We start from the raw sequence: 18793 nt of genomic DNA, 5'->3' as shown, positions 1-18793 counted from the left end.
TCTATGGCCCAGGACTATGGAGACAAACGGGTGGATCCTGCCGATGGCGAACTCGTCACCCGGGCCCAAGCCGGGGACCGAGACGCCGTCCAGAAACTCCTCGAGCGCTACGAGCGCCGCCTGCTGTCGGTCATCGTCGGCATGGTCCGCAATCCGGAGGACGCCCGCGAGATCCTCCAGGAAACTTTCGTCAGGGCGTTTCGCAACCTCGACGGCTTCAAGGGTGAGTCGTCGTTCTACACCTGGATTTACCGAATCGCGATGAACCTGGCGATCGACCACCAGAGACGAGGCGGCAAAAGGCCGCTGGTAGAATTCGACGACAGCGTCGCCGTCAAGGAAGACGCCGTCGGAGACGGCTCCGCCACCCTCGGCATCGATCCTTTCAAGAGCGTGCGCAGCCGGGAACTCGGCAGGAAGATCTTCGAGGCGATTGAAAGTTTGACGCCCGATCATCGCGCGGTCATACTCCTGCGCGAAATCGACGGGCTCTCCTACGAAGAAATCAGCGAAGTTCTCGAGTGCTCACTCGGAACGGTAATGAGTCGCTTGCATTACGCACGCAAGAAGCTTCAATCCCGCCTTCAGGAGATGCTCTGATCGTGGCGCCTGCAGGCAACATCCCGGATCTGTCCTGCACGGACTTCGAGCAGCTCTTCGACCGCTACGTCGACGACCTCCTCTCCGGCGACCAGGCCCTGGCGGCATCGCGCCACATCTTCAATTGTCGAGCCTGTGATCGCGAGGTCACTCGCTGGCAGCAGACCAGAATCCTTCTTTCCACGGCCGTGTCGGATCTCGTCACGGCCGTGGACGTTTCCGGGCTCGCCGCCGACGTTCACGCCGCTCTCGGCATGCCGCCCGCCGCCGCCGCTCCACACCGCCACGTTGCCGATCGCGATGCGTCGTTCGAACGCGAGGGCGCGCGCCGTGGCGCCGCGCATGATGCGGCAGATCGCCGTCGTTCGCGTCCGCGTCGCGGGCTGTCGGCCATCGTGCGGCTGGCCTCGGTTGCCGGAGTCTCGGCCATGGCGGCCGCAGCCGTCGTGATGCTGTTCGTGCCGATGCCGAAATCGTTGCGCGGTACCGGCACTGCCGGCACTACGGGCACTACCGGCACTACCGGATGGATCGCCAGTGCGCCGGCAACGGTGAGGACCGCTTCGGCGCACAACTCGACGTCGTTCTATCGCGCTTCGCGCGCGGCCTTGCGCAACATCGTCGCCCCTGTCGCTTACATTCCACCTCCGCTGGCGCATCCGCAGTCGGCGCACGTCGACGACCTCGAAGCGGCTCCGGGCCGCCAGGTTTCCACGTGGGTGCAGCCGCGCACGAACGCTCGCGTGATCTGGGTCGAAGCTCGCGAGCAAGGCACACCGATCCGCCTGGCCGGCCTAGAGCGATGATCAAACCCTCCAGGTTCGTTCTGGCCGCGGTTTCGCTGGCGTCCCTGCTGTCGACCTCGGCGCTGGCGGAAAACCGCACGACGATCCAGATCGCCACCGTTCTCGCGTCCAACTCCGGACGTACCTTCGACTCGCGCCTGGCCAGCCTTCGCGGCGAGCTGAAACAGCTTCGGTTCAAGAGCTACACCCTCGTGCGAAGCGATACGCGCGTGCTGCACGGCAACGGCGGCCAGTGCGGCATGGACCTGCCCAACGGCCGCTACCTGCACATCACGACGCGCGAGCACACGCCTGACCATCTTCGCCTGCACATCCTGCTCAACGAAGACAACCACCCGGTCGTCAACACGTACGTCAAGCTCGAGCTCGGATCGGTGGTCCTGCTCGGAGGACCGCGCGACGACAACGGCACGCTGGTGATCACCATCGGCTCGCGCCCGTGGCGCACCGAGGATGCGGCATTCGACGACGCCAAGTCCTCGGGCGACAGCAACGCTGCGGACGACCCGGAAGACGCTGAGGGCGCTTCCGCATCCGACTCGCACTGCCCGACGCCGGCCGTGCAGGCGGCGATGCCGTCTGCGGCGCCCGCTGCCGTAGCACCCACCGGCCAGCACTGAGGCGCGCTCCGCAATGGCGGGATCCCAGCAGTACGAAGCATCCGGGTTCCCTTTCGGGCTCGGGACAGGTCCGGGCGAGCAAGGGCGCTGGAGCGGTCCCGATGACGGCGGTCCCAGCTTCTCGACGCTGTTCGCGCCCGTGTATCCCTGGAACCGCTGGTCCTACCTGTCGCCGCTCGTCTCGGTTGCCGGCGCGGCGACGATCTTCGTGATGTCGGGGGTGGCGGTCGCCAGCCTGCTCGTCATGAGCTTCGCGCTGCTCGTCGTCGTGTTCCTGCTCGTCGAAGTGTTCGGCTTCGAGATCGACCTGCCGCCGATGCCGTTCGCGCCGCGCTGAACTCCTCGTCACCTCCGCTCCAGATATCGATCGCCGATCAGGCGCCCGACCGCCGACTCCCACACCACCGCGTGCGGAGCCTTCCCGTAGGCGCCGATTCGTCCCATGTGCAGCCCGCTGCAACCGCCACGGTATGCCGCACGCAGCTCCTGTGACGAACGCCCGGGATTCACGCGATGGACGGAGCCCGCAATCGGAGCGATACTCGCGCAAGACGTGGGTGGGCGGGCATCGCGGGCCGTGCGACACGCAGGGCGTGCCCTCTCGCGCCGGGCGGCACGAGATTCCGGTCATGGCCATCGCGACGATCAACCACTTCATTCGCCTGTTCGCCGAAGCGTTCCGGGAGCTGTCGGCCGACGTGCCGGACGAGGACATCGAGAGACTCGCCATGCTCATCCACGACTCGATGGACCAGGGTCGGCGCGTGTACCACACCTCGGCCCACGTGTTCGCGATGTGCGAAGGGATGAACCCGCGCCAGGTGCTCGCGACGCTGTTTCACGATCTCGTCTATTTCCAACTCGACGGAGGTTTCCCGCGGCGCGCGCACGGACTTCTGAAGCGGGTGACGAGGTCGGGCAAGCAGACCGTGGTGCTGAAGCCGATCGAGGTCGGCGACGCCGGTCTGCTCGCGTGTGCGACCCTGTTCGGTTTTGAGGCCGGACAGACGCTGCCGCTGTACGGCGGGCTCAACGAGTTCCTGAGCGCCGTGGTGGCGGCTCGCGAATTGCAACCCTACCTGCCGCTGTCCGGTGTGATCGCAGTCGCGGCCTGCATCGAGGCGACCGTGCCGTTTCGCGGCGTGGATCGCGATGGCAACGAACCGTCGGAAGTGCTCGCCGGTCGCGTGCGCGCGCTGGGCCGGATGCTGGACATTGCGCTGCGGGAAGACGAGATCGACGCCATCCTGAATGATGCCGTGGTGCTCGGCAACCGTGACGTCATCACCTTCGCGGAGCCCGATCCTGGCATCTTCCTCGCGACCACCTGGCAACTCATCGAGGAATCCAATGCTCCGCTGGCAGCCGTGGGTGTCTATTCGATCCGGGAATACCGCGAAGCGCTCACGCGCATGGAAGCATTCCTCGCCACGCTCGATCCGGACCACATCTTTCACCGCTACCGGGGCACGCCCGCGGCGACGGAGTTCGCCGATCTGCGCGCGGCAGCGCGCCGCAACCTCGAGTTCGCCGGCCGCTACCTCGGATCGAAAGTCGCCACCATCGCGATCATCGAGGCACTCGCGACGGTGACAGGCGGGGACTGCCCGGTGTCCATGCTTCTCGGAGATATCCACGAGACGGGCGGCAGGCCCGACCGGGTCGAGCAGTTCCTGCCACCGGCGCCTGCTTCGGCGCGCGTCGACTCACAGCTTCTCGCCGTGCTGGAAACGGGACGCGCGAGGGAGTCGGTGGGCGATCTGACCGTGTCGCCGCTGACTGCGTTCGTCTACCGCAGCCTGGGCGACGAGGGGACCGCCCGCGCCCGCCTGCAGGCAACGCGGATGTTCGCGCGCAAGATTTCCGCTCGCGAGTTTCTCGTGACTCTCGATCGCACCATGGTGCACGACGTGACGAGAGCCTGCGCGCAGATCGCACTTTCGCGCACGGAAGCTCTTCTGGCGGTGGACGCGAGCCTGTAGCGCAACCGGTCCCGCGTGCGCTGCCGGCCAATCCTGGCGCAGTGGGATTGCAGTCAGATCTCGAAATGAAACAGGCCCGGCCGCCACGGCAGGCCGACCAGGATCGCGCACGCGACGGCGGCCACGTCGCAGGCTGCGGCGTCGTGCAATGCATCCGTCGCGCCGTCGAGCGTTCGCGGCGCGGCGGCCGGTAACTGCGCGTCCGGATGCACGCCGCTCGTGAACCCCCCGCGATCGAGCACGTACCAGCAGACCGGAGCGTTCCATCCGAGCAGAGAAGCGTGGGCAGCGTCATCGAGAGCCGTCGCATCGCAGGCGATCGCGACGTCGATCGTCGTGGCGGCGGGAAGGTCTTGGGGCTTCACGAAAACGCGCACTCCGGCAGCGGTCAGATAGAGCGCCGCCTGCTCGCATCCACGCCCGTTGCCGAGCACGAGCGCGGCGGAAGCGAAGAGCTTCCCCTGGCCCGCAGCCCCGATGCCGGGCACGACGATCTGGCGCGCATAGCGCGCGATCGCATCGTCATCGAGCACGAATCACTCGTGCAGGATCATCGAAGGGGATCATCGAAGGGGATCATCGAAGAGGATCATCGAAGAGGATCATCGAACCGGATCGCCGGGCACGCCTTACTCGATGACGTTCTTCTCGATCGGCTCGACCTTGACGCCCTGCGCGGCGATCCACTCGACCGCTGCATCGATCTCCGCCTGCTCGCCATCGAGCTCGAGGCCGACGATGCCGATGTGATCGGACACCGACGCGCTGCGGATGTTCGTGACCACGCGGAACTTCTTGCCGACCGAGTAGATGATCGGCTCCTTGATCTTTTCCTGGCTGTACGTGAGGTAGAAACGCTGGATGGCCATGGTGATGACGGTGCTCCTTCAGCCGTGCGCGCGCGAGGCGGCAAGCTCGTGGCGGTCGCGCCAGCCGAGCCACAGGTTGGTGGAAAGATAGCGGTCGCCGAAGTCCGGCAGGATCGCGACGATGCAGGCGGACTCCAGGCCGCGCGCGACCTGGAGAGCACCGACGACGGCCGCGCCGCAGGACTGCCCGAGCACGAGCCCATCCTCGGCGGCAAGGCGATAGACCATGTCGTACGCGTCGTCGGTTGCGACCCCGACCAGACGGTCGACGCCGTCGCGGTGCCAGATGCCCGGCACGATCGAGCTCTCCATGTGCTTGAGCCCCTCGATGCCGTGGAACGCGTCGTCCGGCTCGACCGCGACGATCTCGACAGCGGCGCTCTGCTCCTTGAGGAAGCGCCCGCTGCCGATGACGGTTCCGCCGGTGCCGATCGTCGCGACGAGGTGCGTAACGCGGCCGCCGGTCTGCTCCCAGATCTCCGGACCCGTGGTCTTGTAGTGCGCCTCGGGGTTGGCTTCGTTGTTGTACTGGTCGGGCTTGAAGTAGCGCTCCCGGTCGGCAGCGTAGACCTCGCGCGCGACCAGGATCGCCCCGTCGCTGCCTTCGAGGGGATTCGAGTAGACGACGTCGGCGCCGTAGGCCTCGAGCACGCGCTTTCTTTCCGTCGAAACGTTCTCTGGCATCACCAGCCGCACCGCGTAACCGAGCGCGGCGCCGATCATCGCAAGTGCGATGCCGGTGTTGCCTGACGTCGAATCCAGGATCGTCTTGCCCGGCCTCAGCTCTCCGCTTTCCAGCCCGCGGCGCACCATGTTCCACGCTGCGCGCGCCTTGACCGATCCGCCGGGATTGAAGCCTTCGAGCTTGCCGTACAGTTCCACGCCCGGCGCGAGCTCGCGCGCGAGGCAGCGCAGGCGCACGAGCGGCGTCCTGCCGATCAGATCGACGATGCCGGGCCCGTCCCCCGAGAGGCGAGCCGGCGAGCGGCGAGATCCAAGCGTCACAACGAAGCAGCCTATCGGATTTCCCGACGCAGGTGGGCCGGATTCCGCAGTGTGCTACCGGCGCGCGGGCGCACCGCCGGCGATGGCCGGCACGATGCTGATCTCGTCACCGTCCTTGACGGGCGAGCCGGTGTTGTCGAGGAAACGAATGTCGTCGCCGTTGATGTACAGGTTGACGAAGCGGCGAACGGCGCCCTCGCTGTCGCAGATGCGCTCCTTGAGCCCGGGACACGACTTCTCGAGGTCGTCGAGGATCGCAGCAATCGTTGCGCCTTCGGCGGCGACGGCGTCCTTGCCTGCGGTGTACTTGCGAAGCGGGGTGGGGATTCTGACACGGACGGACATGGCTGGTTCTCCTTGAATGGAAGGCTTTGCGGCGTCAGGCGATGCGCCGCACGCCGGCCTTGTGGTCGAGCCCTTCGTACAGGGCATCGAAGTCTTCGAGCTTGGCGGCGATCTCGTGAGGCACCGGAACGGCGTCCTGCACCGCTTCGATCGTCTTGTATCCGTTGCCGGTCACGCAGATCACCGTCGTCTCGTCGCGCGGAATGCGGCCCTGCTCGATCAGCTTCTTGGTGACGGCGACGGTCGTGCCGCCGGCAGGCTCGGTGAAGATGCCTTCGGTGCGCGCCAGAAGGCGGATACCTTCGACGATCTCGGCGTCAGTCACCGCTTCGCCCCAGCCTCCGCTGTCGCGCACGGCGCCGAGCACGTAGTAACCATCGGCCGGATTTCCGATCGCGATCGACTTGGCGATCGTGTGCGGCTTGACGGGCTCGATCAGGTCGGCACCGCGGCGGATCGCGTTGACCACCGGCGCGCAGCCGGCAGCCTGGGCCGAGTAGATCTTGTACGGCTGTTTTTCGACCAGCCCCACCTGGATCAGCTCGTCGAAAGCCTTGGCGATCTTCGGAAGGATCGTGCCGCCGGCAGTCGGCACGACGATGTGTTTCGGCAGGTTCCAGCCGAGCTGCTCGGCCACTTCGAAGCCGTACGTCTTGGCGCCTTCGGTGTAGAACGGTCTCAGGTTGATGTTGACGAAGGCCCAGCCGTACTTGTCGGCGATCTCGGTGCACAGACGGTTGACGTCATCGTAGTTACCCGAGATCGCGACAGCCGTCGGATCGTAAATGGTCGAGCCGATCACCTTGCCGCGCTCCAGGTTGTTCGGGATGAAGATGAAGCAGCGAAGGCCGGCGCGCGCAGCGTGCGCCGACACCGAGTTGGCAAGGTTGCCGGTCGACGCGCACGAGACCGTGTCGAAACCGAACTCGACGGCCGCCGAGATCGCGACCGACACGACGCGGTCCTTGTACGAGAACGTCGGATGGTTGCACGAGTCGTCCTTGACCCAGAGGTCCTTGACGCCGAGCACGCGGGCCAGGTTGTCCGCCTTGACCAGCGGCGTGAAGCCCGAGTAGAGGCCGACCTTCGGCTCTCCCGAAACCGGCAGCAGCTCGCGGTAGCGCCACAGGTTGCGAGGGCGCGAAGCGATGAGCTCGCGCGTCAGCGTGCGCGCGATTCCTTCATAGTCGTACTGCACCTCGAGCGGCCCGAAGCACAGCTCGCAGACGTGCAGGGGGCTCCACGGGTATTTCTCGTGGCATTCGCGGCATTGGAGGCCTGTAGTGAAACTGGTCATGGCTGGGTTCTCCTGCTTGATCCTATCGTGGCCCTGCGGCCTGGACGGCGGCCGCCGCGGTGTTTGCGGCGGGAAGGGTTGCGGCGCGGCAGAAACAGTCTGCGCGCGGCGGGAAATCGACGGCTCGCGAGCGCGCGCCGCCAAGCTCGTAGACGTGCAGGCGTCCCGGACGCGAACGCTGCGGATTTGCGGCAAACGCCAGCGCCACCAGCGCCTGCATCGAGCCGACGACGCCGGCGACGGGCGCGAGGATGCCGAGGGCCGAACAGCCTTCGGCCGTCTCGGCCGCGCCGGGAATTTCAGGAAACACGCATTCGAGACAGGCGCTGCGCCCCGGGACGACGAGCATCCACTGGCCTGAAGTCCTCGCCACTCCAGCGTAGATCCATGGCTTGGACGCTTCGACGCAGAGGCGATTGATGAGGAACTTGGTCGGCGGATCGTCGGTCGCGTCGATGACGATATCGGCACCGGCAACCAGAGCGGTGCCGGTCGTCGCATCGAAACGGCTCGCAACGCCCGAGACTGTCGCATCGAACTCGCGCTCGAGCGCTTCGCACGCAGCTTCCACCTTCGGCCTGCCGATGTCGTCGTCGCGATAGAGCACCTGGCGCTGCAGGTTGGAAAGCTCGACGCGGTCGTCGTCGACGAGCGTGAGCGCGACGCCCGGCTCGCGGGCCAGCGTGCGCGCGGCCGCGCATCCGAGAGCACCGGCGCCGACGACGAGCATTTTCGTCGAAGGCCCAGGGGTCTGGGAGGCAAGGTGTCGAAGGCTGTCGAAATCCGGGTACAAAAAAACCTCTTCCTGCCGCGTGCGATAAGGAAGAGGTGCCGGAGAGAGGGCAGACTCGACCTTATCTTCCACCCACACCGTCTGGCCGACGGCGGGTGAGGGAGTTAGCACCAGCACCCGTCTTTCGACGGGCCGGTTGCTGTGGCATCGCAGGGCCCTTTCCCTCCGCCACTCTGAATAAGGTGAGGCCGGGTATAGCCGCGCCGTTGCCGGTGGTCAACCGCTTTTGTCGTCGCGGCCGGGTCGCGCCTGGTGCGCCGGCGGGCGTTCGGGAAACAGGCAAGACCGCCGTCGCGTGCCGGTATTGCGGGTGTTTCGCGGCTGCAGAGCCTCGTTTTTGCGGTTGGCCGGCGCGTGAAAGACTCCGCCGATGACGAGTGTCCGTGTCCCCCTCGAGGGCGCCTACAATTTCCGCGACCTAGGCGGCATCGAGGCGGCCGGCGCCGCGCGCATCCGCCCCGGCCTCGTTTTTCGCTCCGATCGCCTGACGAATCTGACGCCGACCGACGAGGCACGCCTGGAGCTTCTCCGGATCGGCCGAGTCTTCGACCTTCGCAGCGACCTCGAGCTCGCCCACGACGGTCCCGGTGCGTTCTCGTCGCGGCTGGAGCGTCACCGCCACGTGCCGCTGGTCAAGGTTTCGCTGTCGCTCGGCGACTCGCGCATCGACTGGACCAAGGTCGACCTGCAGAACCGCTACCTCGACATGCTCGAAGAGGGCGCGCCGGTCGTGCGCGAAGTGGTCGAGTACCTCGCTTCGTCGCATGCGCAGCCGGCGGTGATCCACTGTACCGGAGGAAAGGACCGCACGGGCGTCGTCACCGCGGTGCTGCTGCGGGTGCTCGGCGTTGCCGACTCCGTCGTCATCGAGGACTACGCGATGTCGGAGCGCTACCTCCAGCCGTTCGTCGAAGCGACGCGCGCGCTGATGGAGCGCGAGGGCTACGATCCGGAGATCGTGCTCTACCTTTGCGGCAGCCCGGCGGAACGGATGGAAAAGATGATCGCCGACATGGATGCGCGCTGGGGCTCGGTCAGCGGCTATCTCGATGAGATCGGCGCAGGCGAGGCAACGCGAGCGGCGCTGAGGCTGCGCCTGCTGCAAAATTCGTAAGAAGCGGGCCGGCGAGCAGCATCTGCCGCCGAAGTCCGCCGTGCCGCCGGATCAGGGCTGCGGCGGCGACGGCGGCGTAGGCTTGCTCGCCGAAGGATCGCCGGGAGGAGTGTCAGGGGTAGGGGCGCCGACCGGCGGCTCGGCGTGGATCTTGACCGTCGGCTTGCCTTCGATCTGCTCGTGCTTGGCCTCGGCCGCTGCCTTCGTCGTGATGTCGTCGACGGTCTTCTGGTCTTTCGCCTGCTGCGCCTTTTCGGCCTGGCTGGCCCCCGCGAGCTGCACATCCTTCAGGCGCGCAGCCGCGCGCGCGGCATTCTCCGTGTTGGGATACTGGGTGATCACGTAGCTGTAGCGGTTCTGCGCGGCGTCGTAGCGTTTCTTGCGACGGTAGAAGTCGCCGACGACGAGCTCGTGGGCCGCAAGATCCTCGCGGGCCTGCTGCTGGCGAAACACGGCAAGATCGGCGTAGAGCGTCCGCGGGAACTCGCTTGCGACCTTCTTGAACTGGCGCAGCGCCTCGGCCGACGCGGTCGGATCGCGGAATCCGTCCTTGGCCTGCTCGAGCCAGCACATGCCGATCGTGTAACTGACGAACGGCAGCAGCGGGCTGACCGGATAGAGGCGCTCGAAATCGTTGAACGAGGCAATCGCATCGCCGTATTGCCCGGTCAGATAGTGGGCGTACGCAATGTTGAGGCTCGCGATCTCGGCCTTGTCGGAGAAAGGGTACTGCTCGAGCAGCTTCTTGTAGTCGCTGATCGCGGTGGCGTAGCTCTCGTCTTCCAGGGCGATCGACGCTTCCCGGAAAAGGTCGTCCTCCGGCGGCGTCGGAGCGGCGCTGCAGGCAGACAAAACGGCGCAGGCCGCGGCGACGGTGCCGGCGACGGCGAACTTGCGAAGCAGGGGACGGGGCAGTCGCATCGGCACAAGGCTATCCGCGGCGCCGTCTCCGGTAAACTCGCGCGGTGCACCGACCGGGGAAGCGCGCAGAAGGGGCGCAGGGGGCGGAGGTGCGGCGCAGGCGCGGCAATAGGCGGGCGATTGCCAACGCGGGAAGCGGCGGGCACGCTCGGGCCGCTTGAGCGATGCCGGCCTCCAGTTCGTCGTCGGCAAGGGCGGAGTCGGAAAATCGACGCTGACGGCGGCCCTGGGCCTGGAGGCGGCCTCGCACGGGCAGCGTACTCTCGTCGCCGAGATCGGGCGCCACGGGGGCCTGTCGCGCCTTTTCGATGCCGAAGACATCGTGCCGGGCGCTCCCCGCGTCGTCGCTCCCCACCTGACTCTCCTCACGCTCGAAGGCGACGAAGCGCTGGCCGAATACCTGCGCCTGGTCATCCCGATCAAGCGCCTGCTGTCGCTGGTGTTCGCGAGCAGGTTCTACTCGATCTTCGTCGCCGGCGCGCCGGGCCTGAAAGAGCTGATGACGGTCGGCAAGATCTGGTTCGAAGCCGAGCGCCGCATGGCCGACGGGCAGCCGGTGTGGGAACGCATGTTCGTCGATGCCGGAGCCTCCGGTCACAGCCTGCAGTACCTTCAGATGCCGTCGGCCGCTGCCACCGCGTTTCGAAGCGGCCTCGTGCACCGTGAAGCGACCCGGGTCCAGCAGCTGCTTGCCGATCCGAAACGCACCTGCGTCCACGTCGTCGCGACCCCGGAAGAAATGCCGGTGACCGAAGCCTGCTCGATCATCGAGCGGCTGCGCGGCGACCTGCACTTTCCGCTCGGAGACCTGTTCGTCAATCGCTGCCGGCCGCCGGTTCCTCGCGGCGCCGCCGAGGCGATCGAGGTGCTCGGCCGCCTGCCCGCAGAGGGCGAAGCCGAGCGTCTTCGCGCTGCGATGACCGAAGCGGCGACCGACGCGCTCGAGTGGGACGCGGTGCAGCAGGCCGCCATCTCGCGTCTCGAGGAATGCACCGGCTTGAGAGCGGAACGCGTGCCGCTGCTGGTGCGCGAGGAATTCGGGATCGACGATGCGCGCGAGCTGGTTTCGATGCTCGCGGCGCGGCGTAAACCCGGATTCCGGCCGAAGCTGGCTCGTTCGCAGCGGGGAAACCCATGATCGAAAGGGAGGAAAGGGACGAGCGGGAGGCGAGGGGAGAGAGGAACGCGAAAAACGCGGGCATCGACGAGGTGCTGGCCCGGCATCGCGTCGTCGTCTGCGTCGGCAGCGGAGGCGTGGGCAAGACGACCATTGCGGCGGCGCTCGCGCTGGTCGGAGCACTGGCGGGCCGCCGCACGATGGTGCTGACGATCGATCCGGCGCGGCGGCTGGCCGAAGCGCTCGGCGCCGGCGAGCTGCGCCCCGGCGGCGAGCGCATCGAGCCGCGCCGCTTCGAGCAGGCCGGCCTCGATCCGTCGGCGACGCTGTGGGCCGGCATGCTCGACCAGAAGAGCGCGTGGGATGAGTTCATCGCGCGCCATTCGCCGAATCCGCAGGTGCGCGACACGATCCTGGCCAACCCGTTCTACCAGAACGTGTCGCGCTCGTTCGCCGGCTCGACCGAGTACATGGCCATCGAAGAGCTTTGCCGCATCGAGGAGAGCGGCAACTTCGACCTGATCGTGCTCGACACTCCGCCGTCGCGTCACGCGCTGGATTTCCTCGAGGCTCCGCGTCGCCTCGAGGACCTGTTCGACCGCACGCTGCTGTCGTGGCTCGCCGGTCCGGCCTCGGCAGGATGGAGCGCGTGGAAAGCCGCCAGCCGCGGTGCGCGCTTCGTCTTCGAGCGCATCGAGGATGCCACCGGTATCCAGGCACTGAGCGAAATCGCGTCATTTTTTTCGGCGATCGAGAGCCTCGTCGACGGTGTCACTGCGCGCAGCCGCAAGGTGAGGGCACTGCTGCAGGATCCATCGACGGCGTTCGTGCTCGTGACGGGACCGGACGAGCAGGTGCTCGAAGATGCCGAGGGACTCACCGAGCGGATGCAGCAGCTCGGCGTATCGCTCAAGGGCGTGGTGATGAATCGCCTGCAGGTTGCCGACGGCATCGAGGATCCGCGGCGATTCGTGCGGCAACGGGGCGCGTCGAGCCATGATCGCCTGGACGATCGCGTGCCGGATGCCGGCGACGACCCTCTGGCGCCGTTGATGGCCGCACTGGCCGCACAAGGCGTTGCGCCGGCGGTGGTGCGCTGGCTGCGCGGGACACTGGAGGCGCGCATCGTGCAGGCGGCTGCGCAGGAAGTGCGCCGCGAAGTGTTCGAAGCGGAGCTTCCCGAAGGAATCTCGCTGCGCGTCGTGCCCGAGCAGAGCCGCGACGTGCACGATCTTGCGGGGCTGGCGGCGATCGCGCGCGAGCTCTCGCGCGCAGATGCCTGCTAGCGGGTTGCGGACCCGCACCGAAGGGATGGAATTTCCCGCGGCCTGCTAACCCTCGAGGGAGCTGTCGAGCGCGCGGCGAAGTGCATCGGCGGCGCCGGCCGAATCCGAATGGCTTTCGAGAATGCGCGCGCGAAGGCTCTCGACGAGCGCCGCTTCGCGGCCGGTCGCTCCCTCCAGCTCGCGAAGCTGTGCTTCCGCTTCGCCGTGGCGTCCGAGCCGCACCAGATTGGCCGCAAGGTGCAGCACCAGCTCGCTGCTCGCCGGGTTGCCCCGGCGAAGCTTGCGGTAGACCGACAGCATCTTTCGCGGGCTTCCCTTCTCGAGCATTTCGTCGAGGGCGCGTAGCGTCTCTTCGGCAGGCCGCCGCTTCGCCGCGCGCACGAGGATGCGAAGCGCGGCGCGATTTTGTCCGCGTTCGGCGAGCATCGCCGCACGGGCGGTCGCTGCCGCGGGCCACGACGGATCGAGCGCGAGCACGCCTCGCAGCGCCGCTTCGCGATCGCCATTGCCGGCGAATTCGGCCGCCTTCATCCGGATGTCGATCAGGCGGTGCTTCTCCGAAGGATCGGACGGATGAAGATCGACGATGCGCTGCTGGGCGGCCTCGGCGGTCGGCCACCACTGCAGGTCCACGAGGCAGTCGCGGCGAAGCGAATGCAGCGCGACACTGGACGGCAACGCATCGACGGCGCGGTCGAGGGCCGCAACGGCCGCTGCGTCGTCGCCGAGAGCGCGACAGCAGCGCGCGAGCGCGAACAGGATGCGCGGATCGTCGCCGAGCTCTTTTCTGGCATCCTCGAGGTGCGTGCGGCCCTCGGTCGGACGTCCTTCGGCGAGAAACGCCTCGCCGTAATCCACGGCATCGTCGATGACGGCGGACGGGCCGCTGGCGGTTTTCGCAAGAAGGCTGCGCGCTTGCGCGTGGCGACCGGCGAGCAGCGAAGCTCGCGCCTCGGAGCGGCGCGAAGCCGCGCGCTCGGAAGCCCTGAGCGCGCGCAGGAGGCGCCACTGGCGAAGCGCCCAGTGTCCTTCGCGCGCGAGCAGCACGACCAGCCCGAGGGCGGCGCCTGCCGTCGTCGCGCCGACGATCAGCCAGGCCAGCGGAACGGTCAGCTCGCGATTCGGGGCCCACCGAAGCGTCGTCGGCTGCGAATTGAAATAGACGAGCGACGCCACGCCGCCGATGATCGCGATGGCCGCGACGAAGCTGACGGTGCGGCGCAGCATGTCAGACCCCGGCTGCGCTGGCCTCGCGGCGTGAAGAAGCCGCGCCCGTCGCGCGCCGGCGTCCACGTGCGGGTGCCGTTGGCTCGCCGTGCTTCCAACGCGGCGCGAGGCTCCACAGGCGCTCGAGGTCGTAAAGCTCGCGCACGCTTTCCTGGAACACGTGGATGACGACCGACCCGTAGTCGAGGATGGCCCACTGGGCGTTCTCGAGTCCCTCGACCGAGATCGCCCTGGCGCCGAGTCTTTGCGCGATTCCCTTGTCGATGCGGTCGCAGATCGCGTCCACCTGGATGTGGGACCTGCCGCTGGCGACGACGAAATAGTCGGCCACCGACGAGATCTCGCGAAGGTCCAGGATCGTGATTCCGAGGGCCTTTCCATCGGCGGCCAGGTCGGCTGCCATCGTTGCCAGATCGCGCGAGGAGTCCTTGGTCATTCCTTGCAATGCTTGCCTGCTCCGGAGGGTTGGTTGCCCAGTTCCCCTGCGGCGGGGCGTTGGCCCGCCACGGAGGGCTGGGAATCGGACTGGTAGAGGCCGTGGTCGGCGATGAAACGCGCGACGGCGGGGCCGGTCATGGACTGGACGGGGAGACCGAGGCGCACCCGACGGCGGATTTCGGTGGAAGAAACCTCGATGCCGCGGATGCCGTGGCCACGTACCTGGTGGCCGCTGGTATGAACGTACACTCCGATGGAAGAATCATAACGAGCCTGCGCGCGCGCGGCAACGGGAGGAAGTGGCGTGTGCTCGAAACCTTGCCGGCCCGGCCTCGACGTGACGATCACGTTGGCCAGCGCGAGAAGCTCTCCGGGGCGGCTCCAGGTGTCGACCTCGGCGTAGGCATCGCTGCCCACGATGAAGAAAAGCTCGCCTTCGGGATCGTTGGCCGAAAGCTCACGCAGGGTATCGACTGTCCACGAGGGGGAGCTTCGCCGCAGCTCGATGTCGCAGGGCACGACGAGCCCGGGCGCGATTTCCCCGCTGCATTCCGCTTCGGCCACCGCAAGAATCAGCATCTGCCAGCGGTCCTCGGCCGCAGCCGAGGCGCCCGAAGGCTTGTGAGGAGGTCGCGCCGCCAGGACCAGCCTCACGACATCGAGCGAGAACGCTTCGGCGATCTCGCGCGCGCTGCGGATATGCCCGAGATGCACGGGATCGAAGGTTCCGCCGAGGACGCCGACGCGCCGCGGGCCGGCGCCGCGCGCAGATTCAGCGCACATGCCCCTGGCCGCGAACCACGTACTTGTAAGTCGTCAGCTCGCGCAGCCCCATCGGTCCGCGCGCATGCAGGCGGTTGGTCGAAATGCCGACCTCGGCGCCGAAGCCGAATTCGAAACCGTCGGTAAAGCGCGTCGAGGCATTCTCGTAGACCGCGGCCGAATCGACTTCCCGAAGGAAACGGTCGGCCGCCTCGCGCGAGCGCGTGACGATGCTGTCGGAGTGCCCGGAGCCGTTCTCGTTGACGAAGTCGATCGCCTCGTCCAGCGAATCGACGATGCGCACAGCGAGGACGAGGTCGAGATACTCGGTGCGCCAGTCGTCGTCGGTGGCCGGACGTGCGGCCGGAACCAGCGCGCAGGTGCGAGGGCAGCCGCGCAGCTCCACGCCCGCTTCGAGAAGGCGCGGCGCCGCCAGCGCGAAAAATTCGCGTGCTACGCTTTCGTGGACCAGCAGGTTTTCCATCGCGTTGCAGACGCCCGGCCTTTGCACCTTGGCGTTGAATGCAATGTCGCTGGCCATCGCGAGGTCGGCCGACGCATCGACGTAGACGTGGCAGATCCCTTCGTAGTGGCGGATCACCGGGATCCGCGAATGCTCGGCAATCGCACGCACGAGGCCGGGGCCGCCGCGAGGAATGATGACGTCGATCGCGTCGTCGTGGCCGAGCAGCGCTTCGGTGGCGCGGCGCTCGACGGAGCGCACGAGCTGCACGCAGCTGCGGGGCAGGTCGCAGGCGGCGAGCCCGTCGCCGATCACGCGCGCGATCGCGTCGTTGCTGCGGATCGATTCCTTGCCGCCCTTGAGGATCACGGCGTTGGCCGACTTGAGGCACAGCGCCGCGACGTCGGCCGTGACGTTCGGCCGCGATTCGTAGATCACGCCGACGACGCCGATCGGGATGCGGACTTGCTCGATCGCCAGGCCGCGCGACGTGGTCCACGAGTCGATCGGGAGGGCCAGGGGGTCGGGGAGGGCGGCGACGGCTTCGATCCCGCGGGCCATTGCCTCGATGCGGTGCGCATCGAGCATCAGCCGGTCGAGCATCGCCGCGCTGAGGCCGGCTTCGCGCCCGGCAGCGAGGTCGGCGGCGTTTGCGGCGGTGACGTCTGCGCTGGCCGCGCGAAGGCCGGAGGCGATCTTTGTCAGTGCATGCGTGCGTGCGTGATCGTCGGTGCGCGACAGCACTCGATAAGCGGCGCGGGCATCGCGGCAGATGCTCGCGATTTCCTCTTCGACCGTGCTCGCCGAGGCGGCGGACGCATCGGCCGCTGTCGTTGCCGTCGACGAAAACGTCGCCATGCCGCGCGTGGTCATGTCAGCCCCGCTCCTGCGATGCGGGAGCATCCGCGTCCGCTGTTTCCTCGCCAGGTTGGCCAACTTCGCCAAGCTCGGCGAGCACCGCAAGATCGTCGCGATGGATCACTTCGTCGGCGGCATGATAGCCGAGAAGAGCCTCGAAGCGCGAGCTTGGCTGGCCGCGGATCGCGCGGCATTCGTCGTCGTCGTAGGCGACCAGTCCGCGGGCCCATTCGCGGCCGGCGGCATCGACGCAGCGAACGCAATCGCCGCGCGAGAACTTGCCGTCCACTGCAGTGATTCCTGCCGCAAGAAGGCTCGAGCCGTGTCGCGTGACTGCATCAAGGGCGCCGGCGTCGAGCACCAGCGAGCCGCGCACGGGCAGGCCGTGCGCGATCCAGTGCTTTCGGCTGCGCATCGGCGTCGGCCTCGGCAAGAAAAGCGTGCCCGCCGTCGCATCGGGATCGAAAATGCGGGCCAGCGTGCCCGGCGTTCTTCCGCTGGCGACGACCGTCGGAATGCCACGGTGCGCAGCGCTGCGCGCAGCGACGAGCTTGCTCGCCATGCCGCCGGTGCCGACCGCAGAGGCGGTTCCGCCGGCGACTCCCGAATCGATCAGCGCATCGACGTCGGACACCAGCTCGACGAGCGAGGCCTCTCCGCCGCGGGGGTCGCGGTCGTAGAGTCCTTCGACATCCGTGAGGATCACGAGCAGATCGGCGCCCACCAGGCCGCCGACCAGCGCCGACAGGCGGTCGTTGTCGCCGAACTTGAGCTCGTCGATCGCGACCGAGTCGTTCTCGTTGACGATCGGAACCACGCCGTGGCGCAACAGGTGCTCGAGGGTGCGCTGCGCGTTGAGATAGCGCGCGCGGTCGCGAAGATCGTCGGCCGTCAGCAGAACCTGGCCGACGTGACGGCCGAAATCGGCGAAGCACCGCTCGTACAGCGCCATCAGGCGGATCTGCCCGATCGCGGCTGCCGCCTGCTGCTCCGGAATTTTCTTCGGCAGGCGCTTCAGGCCCAGGCGCGCGAGGCCGGCGGCGCGCGCACCCGACGTGACCACGACGATCTGGAGTCCCTGCTCGGCAAGCGCGCACAGCTCGGCCGACAGGCGCCCGATCTGCTCGCTGCTGACTCCGCTTTCGGTGGCCAGAAGAGAGCTGCCGATCTTGACGACGATCCGCCGCGCCCGCTCGAGGATTTCGCGCTTTCGCAGGACGTGCGTCATCGCGGCTCCCCGGCGAGGATGATTGCGTCGTCGTCGGCGGACTTCTCGCGATGCCGCCGCTCTACGGCGTGGCCGACGCTGGTCATCAGCTCGCGGCAGCCCTGGCCCGTTGCCGACGAGATCGCGTGAACGTCGAACCCGCGCTTGGCGAGGCGCCGCGAGATTTCGCCGCAGCTTTCGACGGCCGACGGCAGGTCCATTTTCGTCAGCGCGACGATCACGGGTCGCGACGCGAGCTCCGGCGAATACGCGGCGAGCTCGGCGCGAACGGTATCGAAATCGGCGATCGCGCCGTCGGCGCTGCGCTCGGATGCATCGAGAAGATGGACGAGTACGGCTGTCCTCTCGACGTGGCGCAGGAAACGGTCGCCGAGGCCCTGGCCCTGGTGGGCTCCCTCGATGAGACCGGGAATGTCGGCGACGACCATGCTCTTGTCCTGCGCCCACGCGACTACGCCGAGGATGGGCGCGAGCGTCGTGAACGGATAGTCGGCGATCTTCGGCCTCGCTGCGCTGACGCGGGCGAGCAGGCTCGACTTGCCGGCGTTCGGAAGGCCGACGAGGCCCGCATCGGCCAACAGCCTGAGCTCGAGACGGATCTCGAAGGCCTCGCCCGGCGTTCCCGGATCGGCACGGCGCGGCGCCTGGTGCGTCGCCGTTGCGAATCGGGCGTTGCCGCGACCGCCGTAGCCGCCTGCAGCGAGCAGCACCTCCTCGCCGTGGCGGGCAAGATCGGCAAGCACGCGACCACTCTGTTCGTCGACGACGACGGTGCCGACCGGCAGGCGCAGGGAGACGTCTTCACCGTTCCTGCCGTGCTGGCACTTGCCGCGGCCGTTCTCGCCGCGCACCGCGCGAATCGTCTGGCGCGAGCGGAAATCCTGCAGGGTGGAGATGTTCTCGTCGGCTACGGCGAGCACCGAGCCGCCGTTGCCGCCGTCGCCCCCGGAGGGGCCACCGTTGGGACGGTATTTCTCGCGCAGGAAGGCGGCGCAGCCGTCGCCCCCGTCGCCGGCGACGATGCGCAGTCGCGCTTCGTCGACGAAATTCACGAGAGGGGGA

The 18793-nt window shown here is 67.6% G+C and carries 21 protein-coding genes and 1 riboswitch; of the genes, 8 read left to right on the top strand and 13 right to left on the bottom strand.

From position 1 onward, the window contains the following. The first annotated feature begins 30 nt into the window (after nt 1-30). The 5 genes from VGK20_16800 to VGK20_16780 all read left to right on the top strand — a co-directional run bounded on the left by VGK20_16800 (nt 31) and on the right by VGK20_16780 (nt 4008). The gene (locus tag VGK20_16800) at nt 31-600 is read left to right on the top strand and encodes a sigma-70 family RNA polymerase sigma factor (GenBank protein HEY2775702.1); all 570 of its coding nucleotides are present in this window, start codon (nt 31-33) and stop codon (nt 598-600) included. Between the two features lie 2 nt (nt 601-602). After that, nucleotides 603-1406, top strand: a complete 804-nt coding sequence (locus VGK20_16795; protein HEY2775701.1) for a zf-HC2 domain-containing protein — start codon at nt 603-605, stop codon at nt 1404-1406. Then, nucleotides 1403-2026, top strand: a complete 624-nt coding sequence (locus VGK20_16790; protein ID HEY2775700.1) for a hypothetical protein — start codon at nt 1403-1405, stop codon at nt 2024-2026. The genes VGK20_16795 and VGK20_16790 overlap by 4 nt, the downstream gene beginning before the upstream one ends. 13 nt (nt 2027-2039) lie before the next feature. After that, a complete protein-coding gene (locus tag VGK20_16785; GenBank protein ID HEY2775699.1) occupies nt 2040-2363 on the top strand; it encodes a hypothetical protein in 324 nt (107 codons plus the stop codon). A 484-nt stretch (nt 2364-2847) separates the two neighbouring features. Continuing rightward, nucleotides 2848-4008, top strand: coding sequence for a hypothetical protein (locus VGK20_16780; protein ID HEY2775698.1), 1161 nt, complete (start codon nt 2848-2850; stop codon nt 4006-4008). Between the two features lie 53 nt (nt 4009-4061). Here VGK20_16780 and VGK20_16775 read toward each other — a convergent pair whose 3' ends face one another. The 6 genes from VGK20_16775 to VGK20_16750 form a co-directional block, all read right to left on the bottom strand. After that, nucleotides 4062-4541: a hypothetical protein gene (locus tag VGK20_16775; GenBank protein HEY2775697.1), complete on the bottom strand. Its 480-nt coding sequence runs from the start codon at nt 4539-4541 to the stop codon at nt 4062-4064. Between the two features lie 96 nt (nt 4542-4637). Then, nucleotides 4638-4877 carry an NIL domain-containing protein gene (locus VGK20_16770; protein ID HEY2775696.1) on the bottom strand — a complete coding sequence of 80 codons (240 nt, stop codon included), beginning with the start codon at nt 4875-4877 and terminating at the stop codon, nt 4638-4640. A gap of 18 nt (nt 4878-4895) precedes the next feature. Continuing rightward, nucleotides 4896-5882 (bottom strand): cysteine synthase, encoded by a 987-nt coding sequence (locus tag VGK20_16765; protein ID HEY2775695.1) that lies wholly within the window; start codon nt 5880-5882, stop codon nt 4896-4898. 54 nt (nt 5883-5936) lie between these two features. Further along, nucleotides 5937-6227, bottom strand: coding sequence for a ubiquitin-like small modifier protein 1 (locus tag VGK20_16760; GenBank protein ID HEY2775694.1), 291 nt, complete (start codon nt 6225-6227; stop codon nt 5937-5939). 34 nt (nt 6228-6261) lie between these two features. Beyond that, entirely contained in the window at nt 6262-7524 is a 1263-nt protein-coding gene (locus tag VGK20_16755) for a threonine synthase (protein HEY2775693.1), read from the bottom strand. A gap of 22 nt (nt 7525-7546) precedes the next feature. Then, complete coding sequence (locus tag VGK20_16750) at nt 7547-8317, bottom strand: HesA/MoeB/ThiF family protein (protein HEY2775692.1); 771 nt, start codon at nt 8315-8317, stop codon at nt 7547-7549. 58 nt (nt 8318-8375) lie between these two features. Beyond that, a riboswitch (SAM riboswitch) is annotated at nt 8376-8501 on the bottom strand. A gap of 186 nt (nt 8502-8687) precedes the next feature. On the opposite strand from VGK20_16750, the gene VGK20_16745 reads away from it, so the two are divergent. Next, a complete protein-coding gene (locus VGK20_16745; protein ID HEY2775691.1) occupies nt 8688-9431 on the top strand; it encodes a tyrosine-protein phosphatase in 744 nt (247 codons plus the stop codon). A 51-nt stretch (nt 9432-9482) separates the two neighbouring features. Here VGK20_16745 and bamD read toward each other — a convergent pair whose 3' ends face one another. Then, a complete protein-coding gene (gene bamD / locus VGK20_16740; GenBank protein HEY2775690.1) occupies nt 9483-10352 on the bottom strand; it encodes an outer membrane protein assembly factor BamD in 870 nt (289 codons plus the stop codon). A 157-nt stretch (nt 10353-10509) separates the two neighbouring features. Between bamD and VGK20_16735 the strand changes: the two genes are divergently transcribed. Together VGK20_16735 and VGK20_16730 are read left to right on the top strand one after the other, a co-directional pair. Then, nucleotides 10510-11490 carry an ArsA family ATPase gene (locus VGK20_16735; protein ID HEY2775689.1) on the top strand — a complete coding sequence of 327 codons (981 nt, stop codon included), beginning with the start codon at nt 10510-10512 and terminating at the stop codon, nt 11488-11490. Continuing rightward, nucleotides 11487-12755, top strand: coding sequence for an ArsA-related P-loop ATPase (locus VGK20_16730; GenBank protein ID HEY2775688.1), 1269 nt, complete (start codon nt 11487-11489; stop codon nt 12753-12755). Before VGK20_16735 ends, VGK20_16730 begins: the two co-directional genes overlap by 4 nt. 45 nt (nt 12756-12800) lie before the next feature. Here VGK20_16730 and VGK20_16725 read toward each other — a convergent pair whose 3' ends face one another. The 6 genes from VGK20_16725 to obgE are packed head-to-tail and all read right to left on the bottom strand — an operon-like array spanning nt 12801 to nt 18783. Beyond that, the gene (locus tag VGK20_16725) at nt 12801-13982 is read right to left on the bottom strand and encodes a tetratricopeptide repeat protein (protein HEY2775687.1); all 1182 of its coding nucleotides are present in this window, start codon (nt 13980-13982) and stop codon (nt 12801-12803) included. Nucleotide 13983: 1 nt separating this feature from the next. After that, nucleotides 13984-14418, bottom strand: coding sequence for a ribosome silencing factor (rsfS, locus tag VGK20_16720; protein ID HEY2775686.1), 435 nt, complete (start codon nt 14416-14418; stop codon nt 13984-13986). Next, a complete protein-coding gene (gene nadD / locus VGK20_16715) occupies nt 14415-15203 on the bottom strand; it encodes a nicotinate-nucleotide adenylyltransferase (GenBank protein ID HEY2775685.1) in 789 nt (262 codons plus the stop codon). The genes rsfS and nadD overlap by 4 nt, the downstream gene beginning before the upstream one ends. Continuing rightward, complete coding sequence (locus VGK20_16710; protein HEY2775684.1) at nt 15193-16518, bottom strand: glutamate-5-semialdehyde dehydrogenase; 1326 nt, start codon at nt 16516-16518, stop codon at nt 15193-15195. Before VGK20_16710 ends, nadD begins: the two co-directional genes overlap by 11 nt. Nucleotide 16519: 1 nt before the next feature. Next, nucleotides 16520-17731 (bottom strand): glutamate 5-kinase, encoded by a 1212-nt coding sequence (gene proB, locus VGK20_16705; protein HEY2775683.1) that lies wholly within the window; start codon nt 17729-17731, stop codon nt 16520-16522. Next, a complete protein-coding gene (gene obgE / locus VGK20_16700) occupies nt 17728-18783 on the bottom strand; it encodes a GTPase ObgE (protein ID HEY2775682.1) in 1056 nt (351 codons plus the stop codon). The genes proB and obgE overlap by 4 nt, the downstream gene beginning before the upstream one ends. Between the last annotated feature and the right edge of the window lie 10 nt (nt 18784-18793).

The organism is Candidatus Binatia bacterium, from assembly GCA_036493895.1.
Lineage (GTDB): Bacteria > Desulfobacterota > Binatia > UBA1149 > CAITLU01 > DATNBU01.
This window is presented reverse-complemented; position numbering and strand designations above follow the sequence as displayed.